Here is a 17,234-nt window from a genome sequence, read left to right as displayed (position 1 = left end):
GCTCAGACCTCCTCCACCGCCGTGCGCCTGCTGCGCACGATCAGCCAGGCCACGCCGCGCAGGTCGCGGATGCCGACCAGGGCGCGGCCGAGGTTGTTGTACTTGGACACGCCGGCGGTGCGGTGGCGGTGGTTGACGGGCACGCTGGTGGTCTGCCAGCCGGCGCGCTGCATCAGCGCCGGCAGGTAACGGTGCATGTGGTCGAAGTACGGCAGGTCGAGGAAGGACGCGCGCTCGAACAGCTTGATGCCGCAGCCGGTGTCGGGGGTGTCGTCGCGCAGCATGCGCGCGCGGATGCGGTTGGCCCAGCGGCTGGCCCAGCGCTTGGAACCGGAGTCCTGGCGGTTGACGCGCCAGCCGGCGAACAGCTTGACCCCGGGGTCGGCGGCGTCGCGCGCGGCCAGCAGTTTCGGGATGTCGGCCGGGTCGTTCTGGCCGTCGCCGTCGAGGGTGGCGATCCACGGCGCGCGCGCCGCCTTCACCCCGGTGCGCACGGCGGTGCTCTGCCCGCTCTGGCTGACGTGGTGCAGCACGCGCAGTTCCGGGTTGGCGGCCTTGAGCGACTGCAGCACCTGCAGGGTGTCGTCCCTGGAGTTGTCGTCGACATAGACGATCTCGAACGCCACCCGCCCGCGCAGCGCGGCGATGATCTCGCCGACCAGGGGCGCGACGTTGTCGCGTTCGTTGAAGACGGGGACGACCACCGAAAGTGCGGGTTGGTTCATCGCGGGTATCCGTTCGTGCGGTGTAGGGGGAGCGCGCATTTTCCTGCACGCCGCTGGATGGAAGATGAGTCAGGCCGCGGCGCCGAAGTAATCGCGGCACCAGGCCACCACCGGCGGCAGGCCGGCCTCGATCGGCGTGGCCGGGTCGAAGCCGAAGGCGGCGCGCGCGCGCGCGGTATCGGCCATGGTCTCCACCATGTCGCCCGGCTGCATCGGCTTGTAGACCTTCTGCGCAGGACGGCCGGCGGCCGTGGCGATCACCTCGATGAAGCGCTCCAGCTCCACCGGCGTGTGGTTGCCGAGGTTGAACACCCGGTGCGGCACGGCGTCCTCCGAAGGATGGTCGAGCGCACCGAGGATACCGGCGACGATGTCGGAAACATGCGTGAAGTCGCGGCGCATGCGGCCTTCGTTGAACACCTCGATCGGCCGCCCAGCCAGCACCGCGCGCGAGAACAGCAGCGGCGCCATGTCCGGCCGGCCCCACGGGCCATACACGGTGAAGAAGCGCAGGCCGGTGGCGCGCAGGCCGTACAGCTGCGCGTAGGTATGGGCCATCAGCTCGTTGGCGGCCTTGGTCGCCGCGTACAGCGAGCGCGGCTGGTCCACGCGCTGGTCCTCGGAGAACGGCGGCGTGGCCGAATCGCCATAGACCGAGCTGCTCGACGCATAGACCAGGTGCCGCACGCCGCGGTGGCGGCACAGTTCCAGCATGTTGACGAAGCCGACCAGGTTGCTGTCGACATAGGCATGCGGGTTCTGCAGCGAATAGCGCACGCCGGCCTGCGCGGCCAGGTGGATCACCCGCGTGGGCCGGATCTCGTCGAACAGCGCGGCCAGGCCGTCGCGGTCGGTCAGGTCCAGCGCGCGGATGTCGGCCTGCGGGCACAGCGCGGCAACGCGGTCGCGCTTGATCTGCGGGTCGTAGTAGTCATTGTAGTTGTCCAGCCCGACCACGCGCTCGCCGCGCGCGGCAAGGGCCTGGCAGGTGTAGGCGCCGATGAAACCGGCGGCGCCGGTGACGAGAGTGGTCATCTGGTTTTCCAGGAACTTGCGGGATTCAAAGCCCCTCTCCCTTCGGGGCGAGAGGAGCGGTTTGCGAACCAACGGTCCGCTGCTGCCCGGACGCCCCTGCGTTGGCGGGAGGGTACGGGCAAAGCCTCGTGCAGTACGTTACTTGAACCGCAACCTCCCGGTTGTTCCCCATCCGGACGCGCGGCGAGGCGCTCATCATCGTGGTTGCCGGCAAGCGCCTGCGACGCACTTTCACCCGCCCCTTCGGGGCGCCCTCTCCCGACGGGAGATGGCAGAACAGGTCACAGCGTCATTGGATCCTTGGCCAGCGCGCGCTTGCGCTCGGCGCTGAAGGCCCACCATGGCTGCGGCGCTTCACCGGCCATGAAGCGCACGACCGACAGGAACACGTCGATCACGCAGGGGTCGTGCATCACGCCCGTCTTCAGGCACAGCTGCGCGTACATGTCGTAGGGATCGCGCCCGCGCAGATGCGCGGGAACCCGGATCCCGATCAGACGGAGATCCTTTTCACAGGCCGGCCCGACATTCGGCAGGTCGGTCAGACGCAACAGGTGATTGCGGTCGACCTTGGTGGGGTTCATTGCCTTGCATGCACCTCGGGAAGTAGGGAACGTCAGCCTTGCCGACGGGTACGCAGCCTTTCCAGCACGCCGTCGAGCGTGTCCAGGTCGGTGTAGTGGATGACCAGCTTGCCCTTGCCGCCGCGGCCGTGGTTGATCGCGACCCGGGTGCCCAGCGACTCGGACAGTTCGGTCTCCAGCGAGGCGATGTCGGCCTGCGGCGCGGCCGGCTTGGGCTTGGCGTTGCGCGCGCCCGGCACCTTGCCGGCGGCGAACTGCTGGGCGCGATGCTCGACCTCGCGCACCGACCAGCCTTCGTCGGCGGCGTCCTGCGCCAGCTTGGTCGCCAGTTCCGGCGCCAGCGTCAGCAGCGCGCGGGCGTGGCCCATTTCCAGGCGGCGGCTTTCCAGCAGCACGCGCACGCCGATGGGCAGGTCGATCAGGCGCAGCAGGTTGGACACCGAGGCGCGCGAACGGCCCACCGCCTGCGCGGCTTCGGCATGGGTCAGCGAGAATTCGGAGATCAGCCGCTGCAGCGCTTCGGCTTCCTCCAGCGGGTTGAGGTCTTCGCGCTGGATGTTCTCGATCAGCGCCATGGCGATGACGGTGCGGTCTTCCAGCTCGCGCACCACCACCGGCACTTCGTCCAGCCCGGCCAGGCGCGAGGCGCGCCAGCGGCGTTCGCCGGCGACGATCTCGTACCTGCCGCCCTCGACCTGGCGCACCAGGATCGGCTGGATCACGCCCTGCGCCTTGATCGATTCGGACAGCTCGCCCAGCTTGGCCTCGTCCATCTCCCGGCGCGGCTGGTACTTGCCCGGCTGCAGCAGGTCGATCTGCAGCTTGCGCAGTACTTCGCCCGGCTGCGGTTCGGCCACGGCCGCCACCGATACCGGCGTCACCGCGCCCTTGGGGCCCAGCAGCGCGTCCAGGCCACGGCCCAGGCCGCGTTTTTTTGCAGCGCTCATCAGACAGCCTCCACGGCCCTGACGGCCCTGTTGCGTTCATCGGTGCGGCGGATGAGCTCTCCCGCCAGGCCGAGGTAGGCCACGCCGCCGCGCGAGGTGCGGTCGTAGCCGACGATGCTCTGGCCGTGGCTCGGCGCCTCGGCCAGGCGCACGTTGCGCGGCACGATGGTGCGGAACACGCGGTCGCCGAAATGCCCGGTGAGCTCGGCCGACACCGCGTTGGCCAGGTTGTTGCGCACGTCGAACATGGTGCGCAGCACGCCTTCGATCTCCAGGCTGGGGTTCAGGCTGCCGCGCAACGCCTCGATGGTCTCCACCAGCGCGCTAAGGCCTTCCAGCGCGTAGTACTCGCACTGCATCGGCACCAGCACCGAGTCGGCGGCGGCCAGCGCGTTGAGCGTCAGCAGCGACAACGCCGGCGGGCAGTCGATCAGGATGAAGTCGTAGTCGCCGCGGATCGGCGCCAGCGCGCGCTTGAGGCGCTGCTCGCGGCCTTCCTGCTCCATCAGCTGGATCTCGGCCGCGGTCAGGTCGATGTTGCCCGGCAGCAGGTCATAGCCTTCGGGCGCCTTCACCCGGATGTCGGCGGCGCTGCTCTCGCCCAGCAGCAGGTCGCAGGTGGATGCGGCGACCTCGCGCTTGTCCACGCCGCTGCCCATGGTCGCGTTGCCCTGTGAATCCAGGTCGACCAGCAGCACGCGCCGCGGCGCCGCGGCGAGGGCGGCGGCCAGGTTCACGGCGGTGGTGGTCTTGCCGACGCCGCCTTTCTGGTTGGCGATGGCGATGATGCGAGCCATGCGGGTGGGCCTCATGGGCTGGAAGGTTGGGACTGGGCATTATGCGGGCTGGGGGCCGGATCGGGGAAATCCGCGCCGGCCACGCCTCCCGCAGGAGCGGCTTCAGCCGCGCAAGGCTTCAACGGGAGATCCCCATCGCGGCTGAAGCCGCTCCCGCGCAAGGCCGCGGGGCCTTCAGGTGCGGCTGCACACCACCAGGTGGCGCTCGCCCACCAGCCCCGGCACCTGCAGCGGACGCACTTCGAGTACGCGCCAGTCGGCGGGCAGTGCGGCGATTTCCTCGTGCGGGTGCACGCCCTTCATCGCCAGAAGGTGGCCGCCGGGGCGCAGCAGGTGGCCGCCGACCGCGACGATGCCGGCCAGGGTGTCCATGGCGCGGGCGGTCAGGTTGTCGTAGGCGGCCGGCTCGTCCAGCGCCTCGGCGCGCGACTCGGCCACGCGTGCGTTGTCCAGGCCGAGCTGGCGCACGGCCTCGCGCAGGAAGCGCGCCTTCTTGCCGTTGCTTTCCACCAGCGTCACCCGCAGCGGCGGGCGGGCGATGGCCAGCGGGATGCCGGGCAGCCCGGGGCCGGTGCCCAGGTCGGCCAGGGTGCCGGACTCGATGTGCGGCACCATCGCCAGCGAATCGAGCAGGTGGCGGGTGACCATCTCGCGCGGATCGCGGATCGCAGTGAGGTTGTAGGTGCGGTTCCAGCGCACCAGCAGGGCCAGATAGGCAAGCAGCGGCTCGGCCAGCGCGGCGTCCAGGCCCATCGTCCGCAGGCCGTTCGCCAGATCGCTGCCGACTTCAGGCGGTAGGGAGGTGTCGTTCATGCGCGGATTATCGCAGAGCCGGGGAGCGGGTCAGGAGCGACGCGAGGAAGCAGGCCGCCCTGGCCCGGGCAGCGCGCCACCGGCCGCCTCACGGCGCGCGCAGACGGGGAAACAACGGGCCTGCGGCGACGAAACACCAGGTGACCAGCACGAACGGCAGGGTCAACGCCGGCATGCCGATCGGCTCCAGCGCCGCCGATGCGCCGGCGAACACCACCGCGGTGACGACCGCGCCCAGCAGGGCGTAGCCCGCCGCCGTGGCGTTGGCGGCGAAGAACACGCCGTACAGCGCGATGGCGGTCAATGCCGGATTGAACCCGAAGGCACCGGCGCGGATCGCCGGCTCGGCCGCGCCCATGCCCCACGCCACCAGCAGGCCGCCCAGCGAACCGGCCAATGCCGCCACGAACGCTAGCCGCGACGCGACCAGCAGGCCGATCGCGAACAGCACACCGGTGACGACATTGCCCTGGAAGAAGACCTGGGCAAGGCCGTTGAACAGGCCTTCGACCACCGTCGAGAAGGTCACGATGCCTTCCACCGCCGTCGCCTTCGGCAGGCCGGCGGTGGGCAGGGAGCCGGTGGAGTGCAGCTGGCCGAAGCGCGCGCAGGCCAGCACGAACAGCAGCGCGGTGAACACGAAGGGGGCCGTCAGTGCCGGCAGCCTCCACGCCGCGAACAGGTTCATCAGGGCCGCCATCAATACCGTGGTGCCGGCCGCCGCCAGCATCACATAACCCCAGGTCAGCGGGCTCGGCTCCAGGAAATACAGCAGCGCGATGGCGACCAGCGCACCGTTGAAGCCGAACAGCCCGGCACGGATTTTCACGCGCTCGGCGCCCAGCCACAGCGCGGTGAGCGTGCTTGCCGCGGTTCCGAGCAGCACCGCCCCGCCGAACAGCAGCGAGTTGTAGAAGATGCCCGCCAGGAACAGCAGGCCGGCCAGGCGGTTGTCCTGCAGCATCACCTGGCTGATGCCGCGCAGCAGGGTGCTCGCCGCCGCCAGCACGCACGCCCCCGGATCAGCGGACAGGCGGGCCGGGCGCGGGGCGGGCGTCGTATGCGCCGGCCGGGGGGAAACACGGGGCTTCATGGAATCCTCGCAGGCACGGAAGATCGGCGCGAACGCCGCCCCGGACCAGCCGGGCAGCGCAGTGTGGCAGTGTCCGGGCGCGGCATGTGGGCCGACGACGGCATGACTGCCGGGAGGCGCCGGCACCGATCCCGTCGCACGGCGCCAGCCGCTGCGGCCATGCGCGCCGTTTTCAGAACGGATACCACGCCAGCGCGGCGCGGAAATCGGCCGCGGCCTGCCATTCGTGCAGGTGCCAGCGCGCCGCCTCGCCCAATCCGGGGTCGCACCAGGCCAGGTACAGGGCGCCGTCGTCGCCGGGGGCGAAGCGCAGCCGGTGCAGGCCGAAGGAAATGCCATGGCCATGCGCCTTGAGCAGGGCTTCCTTGGCGCACCAGACGCGGAAGAACCAGTGTTCGCGGGCGGCATCGTCCAGCCCGTCCAGCCAGGCTATCTCGTCGGGATGGAAGAAGCGGGCGATCACCTGCCGCATCTGCCGGCGCGGGCGCTGCTGCTCCAGGTCCACGCCCAGCCGGGCGCGTTCGCCCAGCGCCACCAGCAGGTGGCCGCCACTGTGGCTCCAGCCGGTACCGTAATGCGCCAGTTCGCCGATCAGCCAGGGCCGGCCGCGCTCGTCGCGGGTCAGCGGCAGGGCCTGCGGCGTGCTGCCCAGTTCGGCCGCCAGCAGCTCGCGCGCCTGCGGCTCGCCGCGGGTGCCGGGCACGTGCGGCAGCTGCCAGACCCTCACCTGCCCGAACCGCCAGGACGGCACCGGCGCCATCAGCCCGCGGCCCTGGTCCACAACCGCTTCACGCCCGATCGTCTTGACTGCAACGGTCGCACCGCTCCGGGTGCATAGACGAAAGGAGACATCGGCATGGGCATCATCATCTGGTTGATCGTGGGCGGCGTTGTCGGCTGGCTCGCCAGCATCATCATGCGCCGCGACGCGCAGCAGGGCATCATCCTGAACATCGTGGTGGGCATCATCGGCGCAATGATCGCCGGCTTCCTGTTCAGCGGCGGCAGCATCAACGGCGCCATCACCCTGCGCTCGTTCCTGCTTTCGCTGCTCGGCGCGGTGATCCTGCTGGCCATCGTCAACCTGTTCACGCGCAAGAGCATCCGCTGACCCGCGGGCCTGCGAACCACGAAGCCCGGCCGGCAACGGCCGGGCTTCGCTGTCTCAGTCCTTCGCCAGCTGCACCCACGCCGGCGCATGGTCGCTGGGGCGGTCCCAGGTCCGCGGTTCGCGGTCGATGCCGGCGGCCACCGCCTGCGGCCGGAGCGCGTCGGACACCAGGGTCAGGTCGATGCGCAGGCCCAGGTCGCGGCGGAAACCGGCAGCGCGGTAATCCCACCAGCTGAAAACGCCAGCCGCGTCGTTGTGCAGGCGGAAGCCGTCGTGCAGGCCCAGCCGCAGCAGCTTCTCCAGCGCACCGCGCTCGGCCGTGGACGTGAGGATGTGGTCGCCGTTCCACACCGCCGGGTCGTGCACGTCGCGGTCGTCCGGGGCGATGTTGAAATCGCCCAGCACCACCAGCTTCGGGTGCTCCCGCAGTTCGGCGGCGATCCAGTCGTGCACCGCTTCGAGCCAGCGCAGCTTGTAGGCGTACTTCTCGGTGCCCACGTCCTGGCCGTTGACCACGTAGAGGTTGATAACGCGCACGCCGTTGACGGTGCCGGCGATGGCCCGCTTCTGCTCGTCGTCGAAGCCCGGGATGCCGACCTGCACGTCCTCGATGGGATCGCGCGCCAGCAGCGCCACGCCGTTGTAGGTCTTCTGCCCGGCGAACACGTTGCGGTAACCCAGTTCCAGCAGCCGGGTCTCCGGGAACTTGTGGTCCTCCAGCTTGGTTTCCTGGATGCCGACCACGTCGGGGGCGAAAGCGGCCAGCCACTGCTCCAGGTGGGGCAGGCGGACATTGAGCGAATTGACGTTCCACGAAGCGATTTTCATGGGGCGATTCTAAGCCCAGCCGATGCGCACCGGGCCGGCGGCGACCGCGGCACTGCAAACAAACGCTATCGCATGAATGTCCGGGAACGCACTTTTTCAGCGTTCCGAATCGCGCAGACTGCCCCGCAGGATGAGGGGAAACCATGCGTAGCAAGCTGTTCGTGCCCGGCGCACGCCCGGAACTGTTCGACAAGGCGATGGCCGGCGCGGCCGATGTCCTGTCCTTCGATCTGGAGGATTCGGTGCCGGAAGCCGGCAAGGCCGCCGCGCGCGTGCAGGTCGGACTGTTCCTCTCCCGGGCCGACGTGGCCGCCAGCGGCCGGCGGTTGATCGTGCGCTGCAACGGCACCGGCAGCGCCCACTTCGCCGCCGACGTGGCGGCGGTCGCCCTGCCCTCGGTCTGGCTGCTCAATCTCCCCAAGGTCGAATCCGCGGCGCAGGTGCGCGAAGCGGCCGCGGCGCTGGAACGCGCCGAGGCCGACAACGGCGTCGTGCGTCCGATCGGCCTGCTGCTCAACATCGAGACCCCGCGCGGCCTGCGCCAGGCCGCGGAGCTCGCCGCCGCGCACCCGCGCGTGGCCGGCCTGCAGCTCGGGCTGGGCGACCTGTTCGCGCCCAACGGCATCGCCCGCACCGCGGCCAACGTGCACGCCACGCTGTTCGCGCTGCGCATGGCGGCGGCCGAAGCCGGCGTGTTCGCCTGCGACGGCGCCTTCCCCGATGTCGGCGACGACGAGGGCTTCCGCACCGAGGCGAGCATGGCCCGCGGGCTGGGCTTCATCGGCAAGAGCTGCATCCACCCGCGCCAGGTGGGATTGGCCAACGACGTTTTCGGCGTATCCGATGCCGCGGTCGCCGAAGCCCGCCGCATCGTTGCCGCCGCCACGGTCGCGGCCGCCCAGGGACGCGGCGCGTTCCTGTTCGAAGGCCGCATGATCGACCTGCCCTTCCTGCGCCGCGCCGAAGCGCTGCTGGCCGCCGCGGCCCGCGCCGCTTCCTGATCCCTTTTCCTGCCGAGCCACGCCGATGTCGATACCCGCAGCCGTTGTGCCCGCCCTCCCCCTGCCCCGGCGCGCGCTGCGCGGCCTGCGCCTGCTGGCAACGCTCGCACTGCTGGCGCTGGGCGGCACCGCGGCGGCGGAGAACCTGAGCACGGTGACATCCGGGAGCCTGGCACCGCTGCCGGCCGATGCGGCGCAGCCACGGTTGCTGGCGGTCGACGGTCACGACGTCGCGCTGTCCGCCGGCAAGGCTTGGACACTGACCAGCGACGGCAAGGCCTGGCAGCCGCTGGCGCTGGCGCCGGCCGGTGCCACCGCCGACATCCGCACGGCGGTCAGCGCCGGAGGCCAGGCCTGGCTGCTGCGCGGCACCGCCGCCGACAGCAGCGACCGCCTGCAGAGCGCACGCCTGCAGGGCGACACGCTGGCGCTGGGACGCACGCTCGCCCTGCCGGTGGCGCTGGGCAACGCGCAGGCCGCCGCGCTCGGCGACGTGCTGTACGTGGCCGGCACCGCCGCCGATGGCTCGATGCACCTCTATCGGCACGCGCTGGCGGCCGAGGCCGGCGGCTGGCAGGCGCAGCCGGTGTGGCCTGCCGACGGCCGGCTGGTGGCGCTGCAGGGCCAGAAGGGCGGCCTGTACGCGGTCCTCGGCGATGTGGCGGGCGATGCGCTGTGGCGCTGGACCGTGGACAACGGCTGGCAGGCGGCGCCGGCGCCTGGAGGACACATCCTGCCCGGCTCGCTGCGCGCGCTCGGCCAGGCGCACCTGCTGATGTTGGTGCGCGATGCCACCGGTACCGGCCTGCGCACCTTCCACACCATCACCAGCGCCTGGGCCACGCTCGACACGCCGGCCGGCGCGGCCGCGCCGGCGCCGCTGGACATCGCCGCGCGCGGCAACGGCCTGGCCTGGACCAGCGCCGACGGCGGCGTGCATTTCGCCGAAGTGCAGGGCGGCAAGCACCTGCTCGGCTGGCTGGACTGGAGCGTGATCGTCGTCTACCTAATCGGCATGATCGGCATCGGCGTGTACTTCTACCTGAAGGACCAGACCGCCTCCGAATCGGAGTTCTTCGTCGGCGGGCGCAGCATCCCGTTCTGGGCCGCGGGCATCAGCCTGTACGCCACCAACACCAGTTCGATCAGCTTCATCGCCATCCCGGCCAAGGCCTACGAGACCAACTGGCAGTACCTGACCAACAACCTGGTCGCGGTACTGGGCCTGATGTTCGTGGCGGTGTGGATCGTGCCGCTGCTGCGGCGGCTGGACCTGATGAGCGTATTCTCCTACCTGGAGACGCGCTTCCACCCGGCCATCCGCATGCTCGCCAGCGCGCTGGCCATCGCCATGCAGATCGGCAGCCGGCTGAGCGTGATCCTGTTCCTGCCGGCGCTGGCGATCGCCACCATCACCGGCATCGACGTGGTCTGGAGCATCCTGATCATGGGCGTGTTCACCATCATCTACACGGTGATGGGCGGCATGCGCGCGGTGGTGTGGACCGACTTCGTGCAGGTGTTCGTGAAGATGGGCGGGGCGATCTTCGCCATCGGCTTCATCGTGTGGACGCTGGGCGCCGACTTCGACGGCATCCGCGAAGCGGCGATGGCCGAGCACAAGACCAAGCTGCTGGACTTCAGCTTCGACCTGACCAAGGCCACGGTGTGGGGCTTCATCTTCCTGGTCGTGTTCGACGTGGTGCTCACCTTCCCCAAGGACCAGGTGCTGATGCAGCGCACGCTGGCGACCAAGTCGGACAAGGAGGCCGGGCGCTCGATCTGGATCTTCGCCGCGATCATGATTCCCGGCGGCTTCATCTTCTACAGCATCGGCACCGCGCTGTGGATGTACTACAAGCACAATCCGGGCCGGCTGGACCCGCTGCTGCCGATCGACGCGACCTTCCCGCTGTTCATCGCCGCCGAACTGCCGCCGGGCGTGACCGGGCTGATCATCGCCGGCATCTTCGCCGCGGCCATGTCCACGCTGTCGAGCATCATCAACAGCGTGGCGACCCTGCTGTCGGTGGACTTCTACGACAAGCTGGCGAAGAACCCGAGCGAGCGCGGCAGCGTGCGCTTCGCCGAGATCATGACCGTGGTCGTCGGCCTGGCCGGCATGGGCCTGGCGCTGGTGCTTTCGCGCTACGACATCCACTCGCTGTTCGACGTCTCCATCGAACTGGCCGGCCTGCTCGGCGGTGGTTTCGCCGGCGCCTACACGCTGGGCATGTTCACCCGCCGCGCCAACTCGCCGGGCGTGGCCATCGGCATCGCCGGCAGCATCGCGCTGACCCTGCTGGCCTGGTCGTTCAAGCTGGTGCACCCGTATTTCTACCTGGGCATCTCGATCCTGCTGTGCATCGTGATCGGCTACCTGGCCAGCCTGTGCTTCCCGGCGCCGGCGCGCTCGCTCAAGGGCCTGACCATCTACCGGCAGGACGCCACATGAACGGCGCGCGCGCGACCATGACGTTGGTCGGATGCCGCGCGCCATGCCCTCCTGTAGGTTTGCCCCGGACCCAGAGGGCATAGCCGTGGAAACCCAGTTCCTCAACACGTTCGTCACCGTGGTCGACCGCGGCTCGATGGCCGCGGCGGCACGCTCGCTGCACATCACCCCGGCCGCGGTCGCCCAGCAGATCCGCACGCTGGAGCGCGAGCTCGGCGCACCGCTGATCGCACGCGCCGGACGCACGGTCAGCGTCACCGCCGAGGGCGCGCGCATCCTGCAGCGCGCGCGCGACCTGCTGCGCGACGTATCCGACCTGCGCAGCGTGGCCAACGAGAGCGGCATGGCCGGCGAACTGCGGCTCGGCGCGTGCCCCACCGCGCTGGCCGGGCTGGTGCCGGACATCCTGGCGCGGATGGTGGCCAAGTTCCCCGAGATCAACGTGTTCATCCGTCCCGGCTATTCGGCCGATCTCTACGGCGCGGTGGAAGCCGGCGACCTGGACGCGGCGATGGTGCTGCAGGCGCCGTTCTCGCTGCCCAAGACCTGCGACTGGCAGCTGCTGCGCGAGGAACCGATGGTGGTGCTGGCGCCGGCGCGGCTGGCCGGACGCGACCCGCACGAGCTGCTGCGCGACGAACCGCTGATCCGCTACGACCGCCACGAATGGGGCGGACGCCAGGCCGACGAATACCTGCGCCGCGTCGGCATCGTCCCGCGCGAGCGTTTCGAGCTCAACGCGCTCAACGCCATCGCGGTGATGGTGGACCGCGGGCTGGGCGTGTCGCTGGTGCCGGACTGGGCACGGCCATGGCCCGAAGGCCTGGCGGTGGCGCGCCTTCCCCTGCCCGAACCCTGCGAGCCGCGCCGCATCGGCATGGTCTGGTCGCGTTCTTCCGTACGCATCCGCCAGGTCAACGCACTGCTGGAAGAAAGCCGCGCGGCGCTGTTGCCCGGCCGCGCCTGAGAGGCGCCGGCGGCCGATCGCCCTGCCTGCGATCGGCAACAAACACTAGGCAATGAACATACGAATCCGCGCTTCTATCGTCATGAAGCCGCACCTAGTCTTCGCCCATGACCGGCCAAAGCGTGGCCAGACTCCATAGAGAGTCGCCATCCACGCCGGTACGGCGGGCGCGAGCCCGGAGGTGTTTCCCGGCACGCGCGGCTCCCCGGTCGTCGACGCCGCAATCCACTCGGGGGGAGAGAGAACCATGACCAACCCAATCAGCGCACGCAGCGGCGCAGCGGCCAGGACGCACCTGTCGATGGCCGTCGGCCTCGTGCTCGCCACGGTCGCCGCCTCGGCGGCCGCGCAGGACGCAAACACCCACGCGGCCCACCAGGACGCGATCAACCTGGACAACGTGATCGTCACCGGCACCCGCGCGCCCAAGGCCGTGGACCGCATTCCCGGCGCGGTCAGCATCGTCAGCCTGCAGGAAGTGCAGAACTCGCTGAGCCTGACCGAAGACGCCACCGCGGTGCTCTCGCGCACCATCCCGGGCTATTCCGAATCGACCCAGGCGCTGACCAACTCCGGCGAGACCCTGCGCGGGCGCATCGCGCTGCGCCTGTTCGACGGCATCCCGCAGACCTCGCCGCTGCGCGAGACCAACCGCGCCGGCAGCTTCACCGACCTGGGCGTGATCGGCCGCATCGAAGTGGTCAACGGCCCGTCCGCGGCCGAGGGCGTCGGCGCGGCCGGCGGCATCATCAACTACATCTCCAAAACCCCGGAAGAAGGCAGCCACACCAGCGTCAACACCCGCTGGAGCACCCAGGGCCGCGACGACAGCGACGGCTGGAAGGTCGGCGTGACCTTCGGCCACAAGGAAGACGCCTACGACCTGCTGCTGGCCACCTCCTTCGTCGACCGCGGCATGGCCTACGACGGCAAGGGCCGCAAGATCGGCATGCGCGGTTCGGGCACGATCAACGACTCCGAAGCCAAGAACCTGTTCCTCAAGCTGGGCACCAACTTCGGCGAAGCGGACATGCAGCGCCTGCAGGTGTCGGTCAGCCGCTTCAACCTGACCGGCAAGGGCAACTACACCGGCGTGATCGGCGACCGCGCCAACAACGTCACCTCGACCTCGGTGCACGGCACGCCGCTCGGCGCCAAGACCGAGTTCAACGACTTCAACCAGCTGGCGCTGTCCTACAGCCACTCGGACTTCTTCGGCGGCACCCTGCTGGCCGATGCGTACCGCGCCGACCAGCACATGCGTTACCCCGCCGAGGACGGCAAGGACCGCCAGGATCCGCTGCTCGCGCCGCTGGGTACGCTGATCGACCAGTCCGAAGTCAATTCGGACAAGAAGGGCTTCCGCACCTCGTGGACCCGGGGCGGCCTGTTCAACGTGGACGGCCTGGAACTGCGCGTGGGCGTGGACCAGGTGAAGGACACCACCGACCAGCGCCTGGCCCTGACCAACCGCGTGTGGGTGCCGCCGATGGAGTACAGCTCCAGCGCGCCGTACACGCAGCTGAGCTGGGACATCGGCGACCTCACCCTGAGCGGCGGCGTGCGCCGCGAGAGCGGCGAGCTGCATGTCGACAGCTACACCACCACGTACTACAACAACCGCGTGTTCGTCGAAGGCGGCACCCTGAAGTACCGCCAGACCCTGCCCAACGCCGGCCTGGTCTACCGCTTCACCGACGCCCTGTCGGCCTATGCCTCGTACTCGGAAGGCTTCAGCCTGCCCAACGTCGGCATCCCGCTGCGCAACATCAACAAGCCCGGCTACAAGGTCGACGGCATCCTCGACCTGCAGCCGATCATCGTGGAGAACAAGGAAATCGGCTTCAACTGGCGCGGCGGCAGCGCCTCGGCCAGCGCCTCGTACTACCGCAGCTATTCCGAACTCGGCGTCTCGCTGAGCACCGACCCGGTCACCGGCGACTTCGTCATGAACCGCGGCCCGGTGCGCATCAACGGCATCGAACTGACCGGCAGCTACGATTTCAGCAGCGACCTCAAGCTCAGCGCGCTGTACTCGCACATCGTCGGCAAGACCTGGTTCACCAAGAACGGGCCGCTGGACAAGCGCATGGGCGCCAACGACGTCAGCCCGGACAAGATCGGCATGAACCTGTTCTGGCGCTTCGCCCCGCAGGCCGACCTGAACCTGGGCGCGACCACCCTGCTCGCGCGCACCATCAACCAGGGCCGCAGCGGCGCCGAGCACACCTCCGGCCGCACCCTGCTGGACCTGAGCGTGAACTACGACACCGGCCGCTTCGGCAAGCTGACCCTCGGCCTGGAGAACCTGCTGAACAAGCAGTACATCCTGACCACCTCCGAGGCCAGCAACGCCAACGACGACTGGATGGCCGGTCGCGGACGGGTGATCTCGCTCTCGCACAACATCGCGTTCTGATCTCCGCCCCCACGGCGCCCCGGCTACCGGGGCGCCGTTCTCTTTTGCAGGACCGCCCGGCCCGGGCCGCATCACCCCGGTATCGCTGCGGCCTGAAGCAAGCGGGCGTCCCTTTGCGCCGGGGCGTACGCCGTCTAGGCTGGTCCAAGGAAAGCGCGCTCCGGCAGCCGGACGCTTTCCCGCTCCATCCAGTCCGGCCCGCACGGCCGGCCACACGGGACCGCAGCATGCATCCAACCGCGACCACGACCGTCACCGCACCGCCGCCCACAGGGCGCTCGGCGGCGTGCCGGCTGCTGGCGGCGACGCTGGCCTGCGCGCTTGTTCCCGCCTCCGCCCTGGCCGGTGACCGCTGGCAACGGCTGGACGATTTCCTGCAGCGCTCCACCGCGGCCGATGGCTATCCGGGCGCGGTCGCCGTGGTCGAAGTCGATGGACGCGGCGCCTTCCATGGCAGCCGGGGCCATGCCGACCTCGCACGCACGCGGCCGATGCGCGAGGACAGCATCTTCCGCATCTATTCGATGACCAAGCCGGTGACCTCGGTGGCGGTGCTGATGCTGATGGAGGAAGGCCGGCTGTCGCTGGACGATCCGCTGTCACGCTACCTGCCCGCCTTCGCCGACCGCCAGGTCGTGGTGGGCGGCGACCTGCGGCATCCGCAGCTGGCGCCGTCGCCCCGGGCGATCACCCTGCGCCACCTGCTGACCCATACCAGCGGTTTCGCCGCGGACGCGGACGCGCATCCAGTCGCGACCCGGCTGCTGAGCGCCGCCGATGTCGACAGCGCCATTTCGCTCCAGGACGTGGCCGCACGCCTGGCCGCGCTGCCGCTGGCCGACGCGCCCGGCACGCATTTCCATTACGAAGGCAGCAACACCGAACTGCTGGCGCGGGTGGTGGAGGTGGTCGGCGGCCAACCCTTCGCGCAGTTCCTGCAGCAGCGCATCTTCGACCCGCTGGCGATGCGCGACACCGGCTTCGAAGTGCCCACCGCGCAGCGCGGGCGCGTGGTCGACCTGCCGACCAGCAACGACGACGGCAGCCTGCGCCTAGCCGGCACGGCGAGCGCGCGCACCCCTGGGGTGCGCCTGAAAGGCTACGACAGCGGTGCCGGCGGCCTGTACTCCACGGCCGCGGACTACCTGGCGTTCGCACGCATGCTGCTCGACGACGGCCGCGGTGGCGGCCGGCAGCTGCTCTCGCGCAAGACCATCGAGCTGATGATGAGCGACCAGCTCGGCGGCTTCGAACCTGCGGTCGCAAGCGCCGGCAACGGCGAGGGCTTCGGGCTTGGCGGCTACGTGGTGACCGACCCGGCGGCACGCGGGCGGCTGGGCAGCGTCGGCCAGTTCGGCTGGTCCGGCGCGGCATCGACCTACTTCACCGTCGACCGCCGCGAAAAGCTGGTGGCGATCCTGCTGATGCAATACCTGCCCGGCGGCGACAGGCCGCTGGCGTCGCCTTCGACCCGCTTCTACAACCTCGTCTACCAGGCCATTCCATGAGTTGCACCGTCCTCGTCGCCGGCTCGGCCAATCTCGACTTCGTGGTGCGCGCGGCGCATGTGCCGGCGCCGGGCGAGACGGTGCTCGGCCGCGAATTCCGCACCTTCCCCGGCGGCAAGGGCGCCAACCAGGCCGTGGCCTGCGCGCGCGCCGGCGGCGCCGATACGCGCATGCTGCTGGCGCTGGGCAATGATGACTTCGCCAGGCCCATCGAAGCCTCGCTGCTCGCTGCCGGCGTACAGCTGCACACGATACGCGATGCGCAGCTGCCGACCGGCACCGCCTTCGTCTGCCTGTCCGACGACGCCGAGAACGCCATCACCGTCGCGCCCGGCGCCAACCTGGCGCTGCGGCCCTGCCACCTGCCCGCGCTGGACGGCGTGCAATGGCTGCTGCTGCAGATGGAAACGCCGCTGGATACCGTGCTCGCCTACGCACGGGCCGCGCGTGCGGCCGGGGTCAAGGTGGCGCTCAACGCCGCGCCGGCGCAGGCGCTGCCCGATGCCCTGCTGGCGCAGCTGGACATGCTGATCGTCAACGAAGGCGAACTGGCCGTCGTCGCCGGCGACCCGCCCGACCTGGCCACCGGCCTGGCGCGGCTGGACGTGCCCTGCGTGATCGTCACCCTCGGCGCGCGCGGCTGCCTGGCGCGCGAGGCCGGCCGCACCCTGCTGCAGCCGGCGTTTTCCATCGCGCCGGTGGACACCACCGCCGCCGGCGATACGTTCTGCGGCACGCTGGTGGCGGCGCTGGCACGCGGGCAGGCGCTGCAGCAGGCGCTGCTCGCCGCCAGCGCCGCGTCCGCACTGGCCTGCACGCGCCTGGGCGCGCAGTCCAGCATCCCGGACACCGCCGAGGTCGCCGTCCTGCTGGCCGATGCCACCCGCGTCCCCGGCGCCGATGCCCATGCCGCGCTGGCGGCATGGTGCGCGCTCTGACCCTCTTTCGTTT

General features: G+C 70.2%; 16 protein-coding genes. 7 read left to right on the top strand and 9 right to left on the bottom strand.

What is annotated here, in order from left to right; all coding sequences use genetic code 11:
• Positions 1-2: 2 nt before the first annotated feature.
• The 8 genes from ABB22_RS01095 to ABB22_RS01060 form a co-directional block, all read right to left on the bottom strand.
• Positions 3-725, bottom strand: coding sequence for a glycosyltransferase family 2 protein (locus tag ABB22_RS01095; protein WP_057505009.1), 723 nt, complete (start codon positions 723-725; stop codon positions 3-5).
• Positions 726-794: 69 nt separating this feature from the next.
• A complete protein-coding gene (locus tag ABB22_RS01090) occupies positions 795-1,760 on the bottom strand; it encodes an SDR family NAD(P)-dependent oxidoreductase (protein ID WP_057505008.1) in 966 nt (321 codons plus the stop codon).
• A gap of 281 nt (positions 1,761-2,041) precedes the next feature.
• Positions 2,042-2,344: a helix-hairpin-helix domain-containing protein gene (locus ABB22_RS01085; RefSeq protein WP_055767252.1), complete on the bottom strand. Its 303-nt coding sequence runs from the start codon at positions 2,342-2,344 to the stop codon at positions 2,042-2,044.
• A 32-nt stretch (positions 2,345-2,376) separates the two neighbouring features.
• Positions 2,377-3,291: a ParB/RepB/Spo0J family partition protein gene (locus tag ABB22_RS01080; protein WP_055767256.1), complete on the bottom strand. Its 915-nt coding sequence runs from the start codon at positions 3,289-3,291 to the stop codon at positions 2,377-2,379.
• Positions 3,291-4,088, bottom strand: coding sequence for a ParA family protein (locus ABB22_RS01075; protein ID WP_055767259.1), 798 nt, complete (start codon positions 4,086-4,088; stop codon positions 3,291-3,293). Before ABB22_RS01075 ends, ABB22_RS01080 begins: the two co-directional genes overlap by 1 nt.
• A 174-nt stretch (positions 4,089-4,262) precedes the next feature.
• The gene (gene rsmG, locus ABB22_RS01070) at positions 4,263-4,901 is read right to left on the bottom strand and encodes a 16S rRNA (guanine(527)-N(7))-methyltransferase RsmG (RefSeq protein ID WP_057505007.1); all 639 of its coding nucleotides are present in this window, start codon (positions 4,899-4,901) and stop codon (positions 4,263-4,265) included.
• Positions 4,902-4,989: 88 nt separating this feature from the next.
• Positions 4,990-5,994, bottom strand: coding sequence for an urea transporter (locus ABB22_RS01065; RefSeq protein WP_082592132.1), 1,005 nt, complete (start codon positions 5,992-5,994; stop codon positions 4,990-4,992).
• A 172-nt stretch (positions 5,995-6,166) separates the two neighbouring features.
• Complete coding sequence (locus ABB22_RS01060) at positions 6,167-6,754, bottom strand: 4'-phosphopantetheinyl transferase family protein (RefSeq protein WP_055767441.1); 588 nt, start codon at positions 6,752-6,754, stop codon at positions 6,167-6,169.
• A gap of 96 nt (positions 6,755-6,850) precedes the next feature.
• On the opposite strand from ABB22_RS01060, the gene ABB22_RS01055 reads away from it, so the two are divergent.
• Complete coding sequence (locus ABB22_RS01055; protein ID WP_055767264.1) at positions 6,851-7,105, top strand: GlsB/YeaQ/YmgE family stress response membrane protein; 255 nt, start codon at positions 6,851-6,853, stop codon at positions 7,103-7,105.
• Positions 7,106-7,159: 54 nt separating this feature from the next.
• Here the strand turns inward: ABB22_RS01055 and xth are convergent, their stop codons facing one another.
• Positions 7,160-7,933, bottom strand: a complete 774-nt coding sequence (xth, locus tag ABB22_RS01050; protein ID WP_057505006.1) for an exodeoxyribonuclease III — start codon at positions 7,931-7,933, stop codon at positions 7,160-7,162.
• Positions 7,934-8,076: 143 nt separating this feature from the next.
• Between xth and ABB22_RS01045 the strand changes: the two genes are divergently transcribed.
• The 6 genes from ABB22_RS01045 (at position 8,077) to ABB22_RS01020 (ending at position 17,221) form a co-directional block, all read left to right on the top strand.
• Positions 8,077-8,934: an HpcH/HpaI aldolase/citrate lyase family protein gene (locus ABB22_RS01045; RefSeq protein WP_057505005.1), complete on the top strand. Its 858-nt coding sequence runs from the start codon at positions 8,077-8,079 to the stop codon at positions 8,932-8,934.
• A gap of 25 nt (positions 8,935-8,959) precedes the next feature.
• Positions 8,960-11,389, top strand: coding sequence for a sodium:solute symporter (locus ABB22_RS01040; protein WP_057505004.1), 2,430 nt, complete (start codon positions 8,960-8,962; stop codon positions 11,387-11,389).
• Between the two features lie 85 nt (positions 11,390-11,474).
• Positions 11,475-12,356: a LysR family transcriptional regulator gene (locus tag ABB22_RS01035; RefSeq protein ID WP_200911351.1), complete on the top strand. Its 882-nt coding sequence runs from the start codon at positions 11,475-11,477 to the stop codon at positions 12,354-12,356.
• 247 nt (positions 12,357-12,603) lie between these two features.
• Positions 12,604-14,775: a TonB-dependent receptor gene (locus tag ABB22_RS01030; protein ID WP_057505003.1), complete on the top strand. Its 2,172-nt coding sequence runs from the start codon at positions 12,604-12,606 to the stop codon at positions 14,773-14,775.
• 227 nt (positions 14,776-15,002) lie between these two features.
• A complete protein-coding gene (locus tag ABB22_RS01025; protein WP_057505002.1) occupies positions 15,003-16,283 on the top strand; it encodes a serine hydrolase domain-containing protein in 1,281 nt (426 codons plus the stop codon).
• On the top strand, positions 16,280-17,221 hold the full coding sequence (locus ABB22_RS01020) for a ribokinase (RefSeq protein WP_057505001.1): 942 nt from the start codon (positions 16,280-16,282) through the stop codon (positions 17,219-17,221). Before ABB22_RS01025 ends, ABB22_RS01020 begins: the two co-directional genes overlap by 4 nt.
• The last annotated feature ends 13 nt before the right edge of the window (positions 17,222-17,234 follow it).

It is taken from the genome of Stenotrophomonas nitritireducens (assembly GCF_001431425.1).
GTDB lineage: Bacteria > Pseudomonadota > Gammaproteobacteria > Xanthomonadales > Xanthomonadaceae > Stenotrophomonas > Stenotrophomonas nitritireducens.
This window is presented reverse-complemented; position numbering and strand designations above follow the sequence as displayed.

Excerpts from the sequence above, each read along its gene's own strand:
- ABB22_RS01020 (WP_057505001.1), top strand. The coding sequence starts at position 16,280 with ATGAGTTGCACCGTCCTCGTCGCCGGCTCGGCCAATCTCGACTTCGTG.
- ABB22_RS01075 (WP_055767259.1), bottom strand. The coding sequence starts at position 4,088 with ATGGCTCGCATCATCGCCATCGCCAACCAGAAAGGCGGCGTCGGCAAG.
- ABB22_RS01040 (WP_057505004.1), top strand. The coding sequence starts at position 8,960 with ATGTCGATACCCGCAGCCGTTGTGCCCGCCCTCCCCCTGCCCCGGCGC.
- ABB22_RS01025 (WP_057505002.1), top strand. The coding sequence starts at position 15,003 with ATGCATCCAACCGCGACCACGACCGTCACCGCACCGCCGCCCACAGGG.
- ABB22_RS01085 (WP_055767252.1), bottom strand. The coding sequence starts at position 2,344 with ATGAACCCCACCAAGGTCGACCGCAATCACCTGTTGCGTCTGACCGAC.
- rsmG (WP_057505007.1), bottom strand. The coding sequence starts at position 4,901 with ATGAACGACACCTCCCTACCGCCTGAAGTCGGCAGCGATCTGGCGAAC.
- ABB22_RS01090 (WP_057505008.1), bottom strand. The coding sequence starts at position 1,760 with ATGACCACTCTCGTCACCGGCGCCGCCGGTTTCATCGGCGCCTACACC.
- ABB22_RS01055 (WP_055767264.1), top strand. The coding sequence starts at position 6,851 with ATGGGCATCATCATCTGGTTGATCGTGGGCGGCGTTGTCGGCTGGCTC.
- ABB22_RS01065 (WP_082592132.1), bottom strand. The coding sequence starts at position 5,994 with ATGAAGCCCCGTGTTTCCCCCCGGCCGGCGCATACGACGCCCGCCCCG.
- xth (WP_057505006.1), bottom strand. The coding sequence starts at position 7,933 with ATGAAAATCGCTTCGTGGAACGTCAATTCGCTCAATGTCCGCCTGCCC.
- ABB22_RS01095 (WP_057505009.1), bottom strand. The coding sequence starts at position 725 with ATGAACCAACCCGCACTTTCGGTGGTCGTCCCCGTCTTCAACGAACGC.
- ABB22_RS01045 (WP_057505005.1), top strand. The coding sequence starts at position 8,077 with ATGCGTAGCAAGCTGTTCGTGCCCGGCGCACGCCCGGAACTGTTCGAC.
- ABB22_RS01060 (WP_055767441.1), bottom strand. The coding sequence starts at position 6,754 with ATGGCGCCGGTGCCGTCCTGGCGGTTCGGGCAGGTGAGGGTCTGGCAG.
- ABB22_RS01030 (WP_057505003.1), top strand. The coding sequence starts at position 12,604 with ATGACCAACCCAATCAGCGCACGCAGCGGCGCAGCGGCCAGGACGCAC.
- ABB22_RS01080 (WP_055767256.1), bottom strand. The coding sequence starts at position 3,291 with ATGAGCGCTGCAAAAAAACGCGGCCTGGGCCGTGGCCTGGACGCGCTG.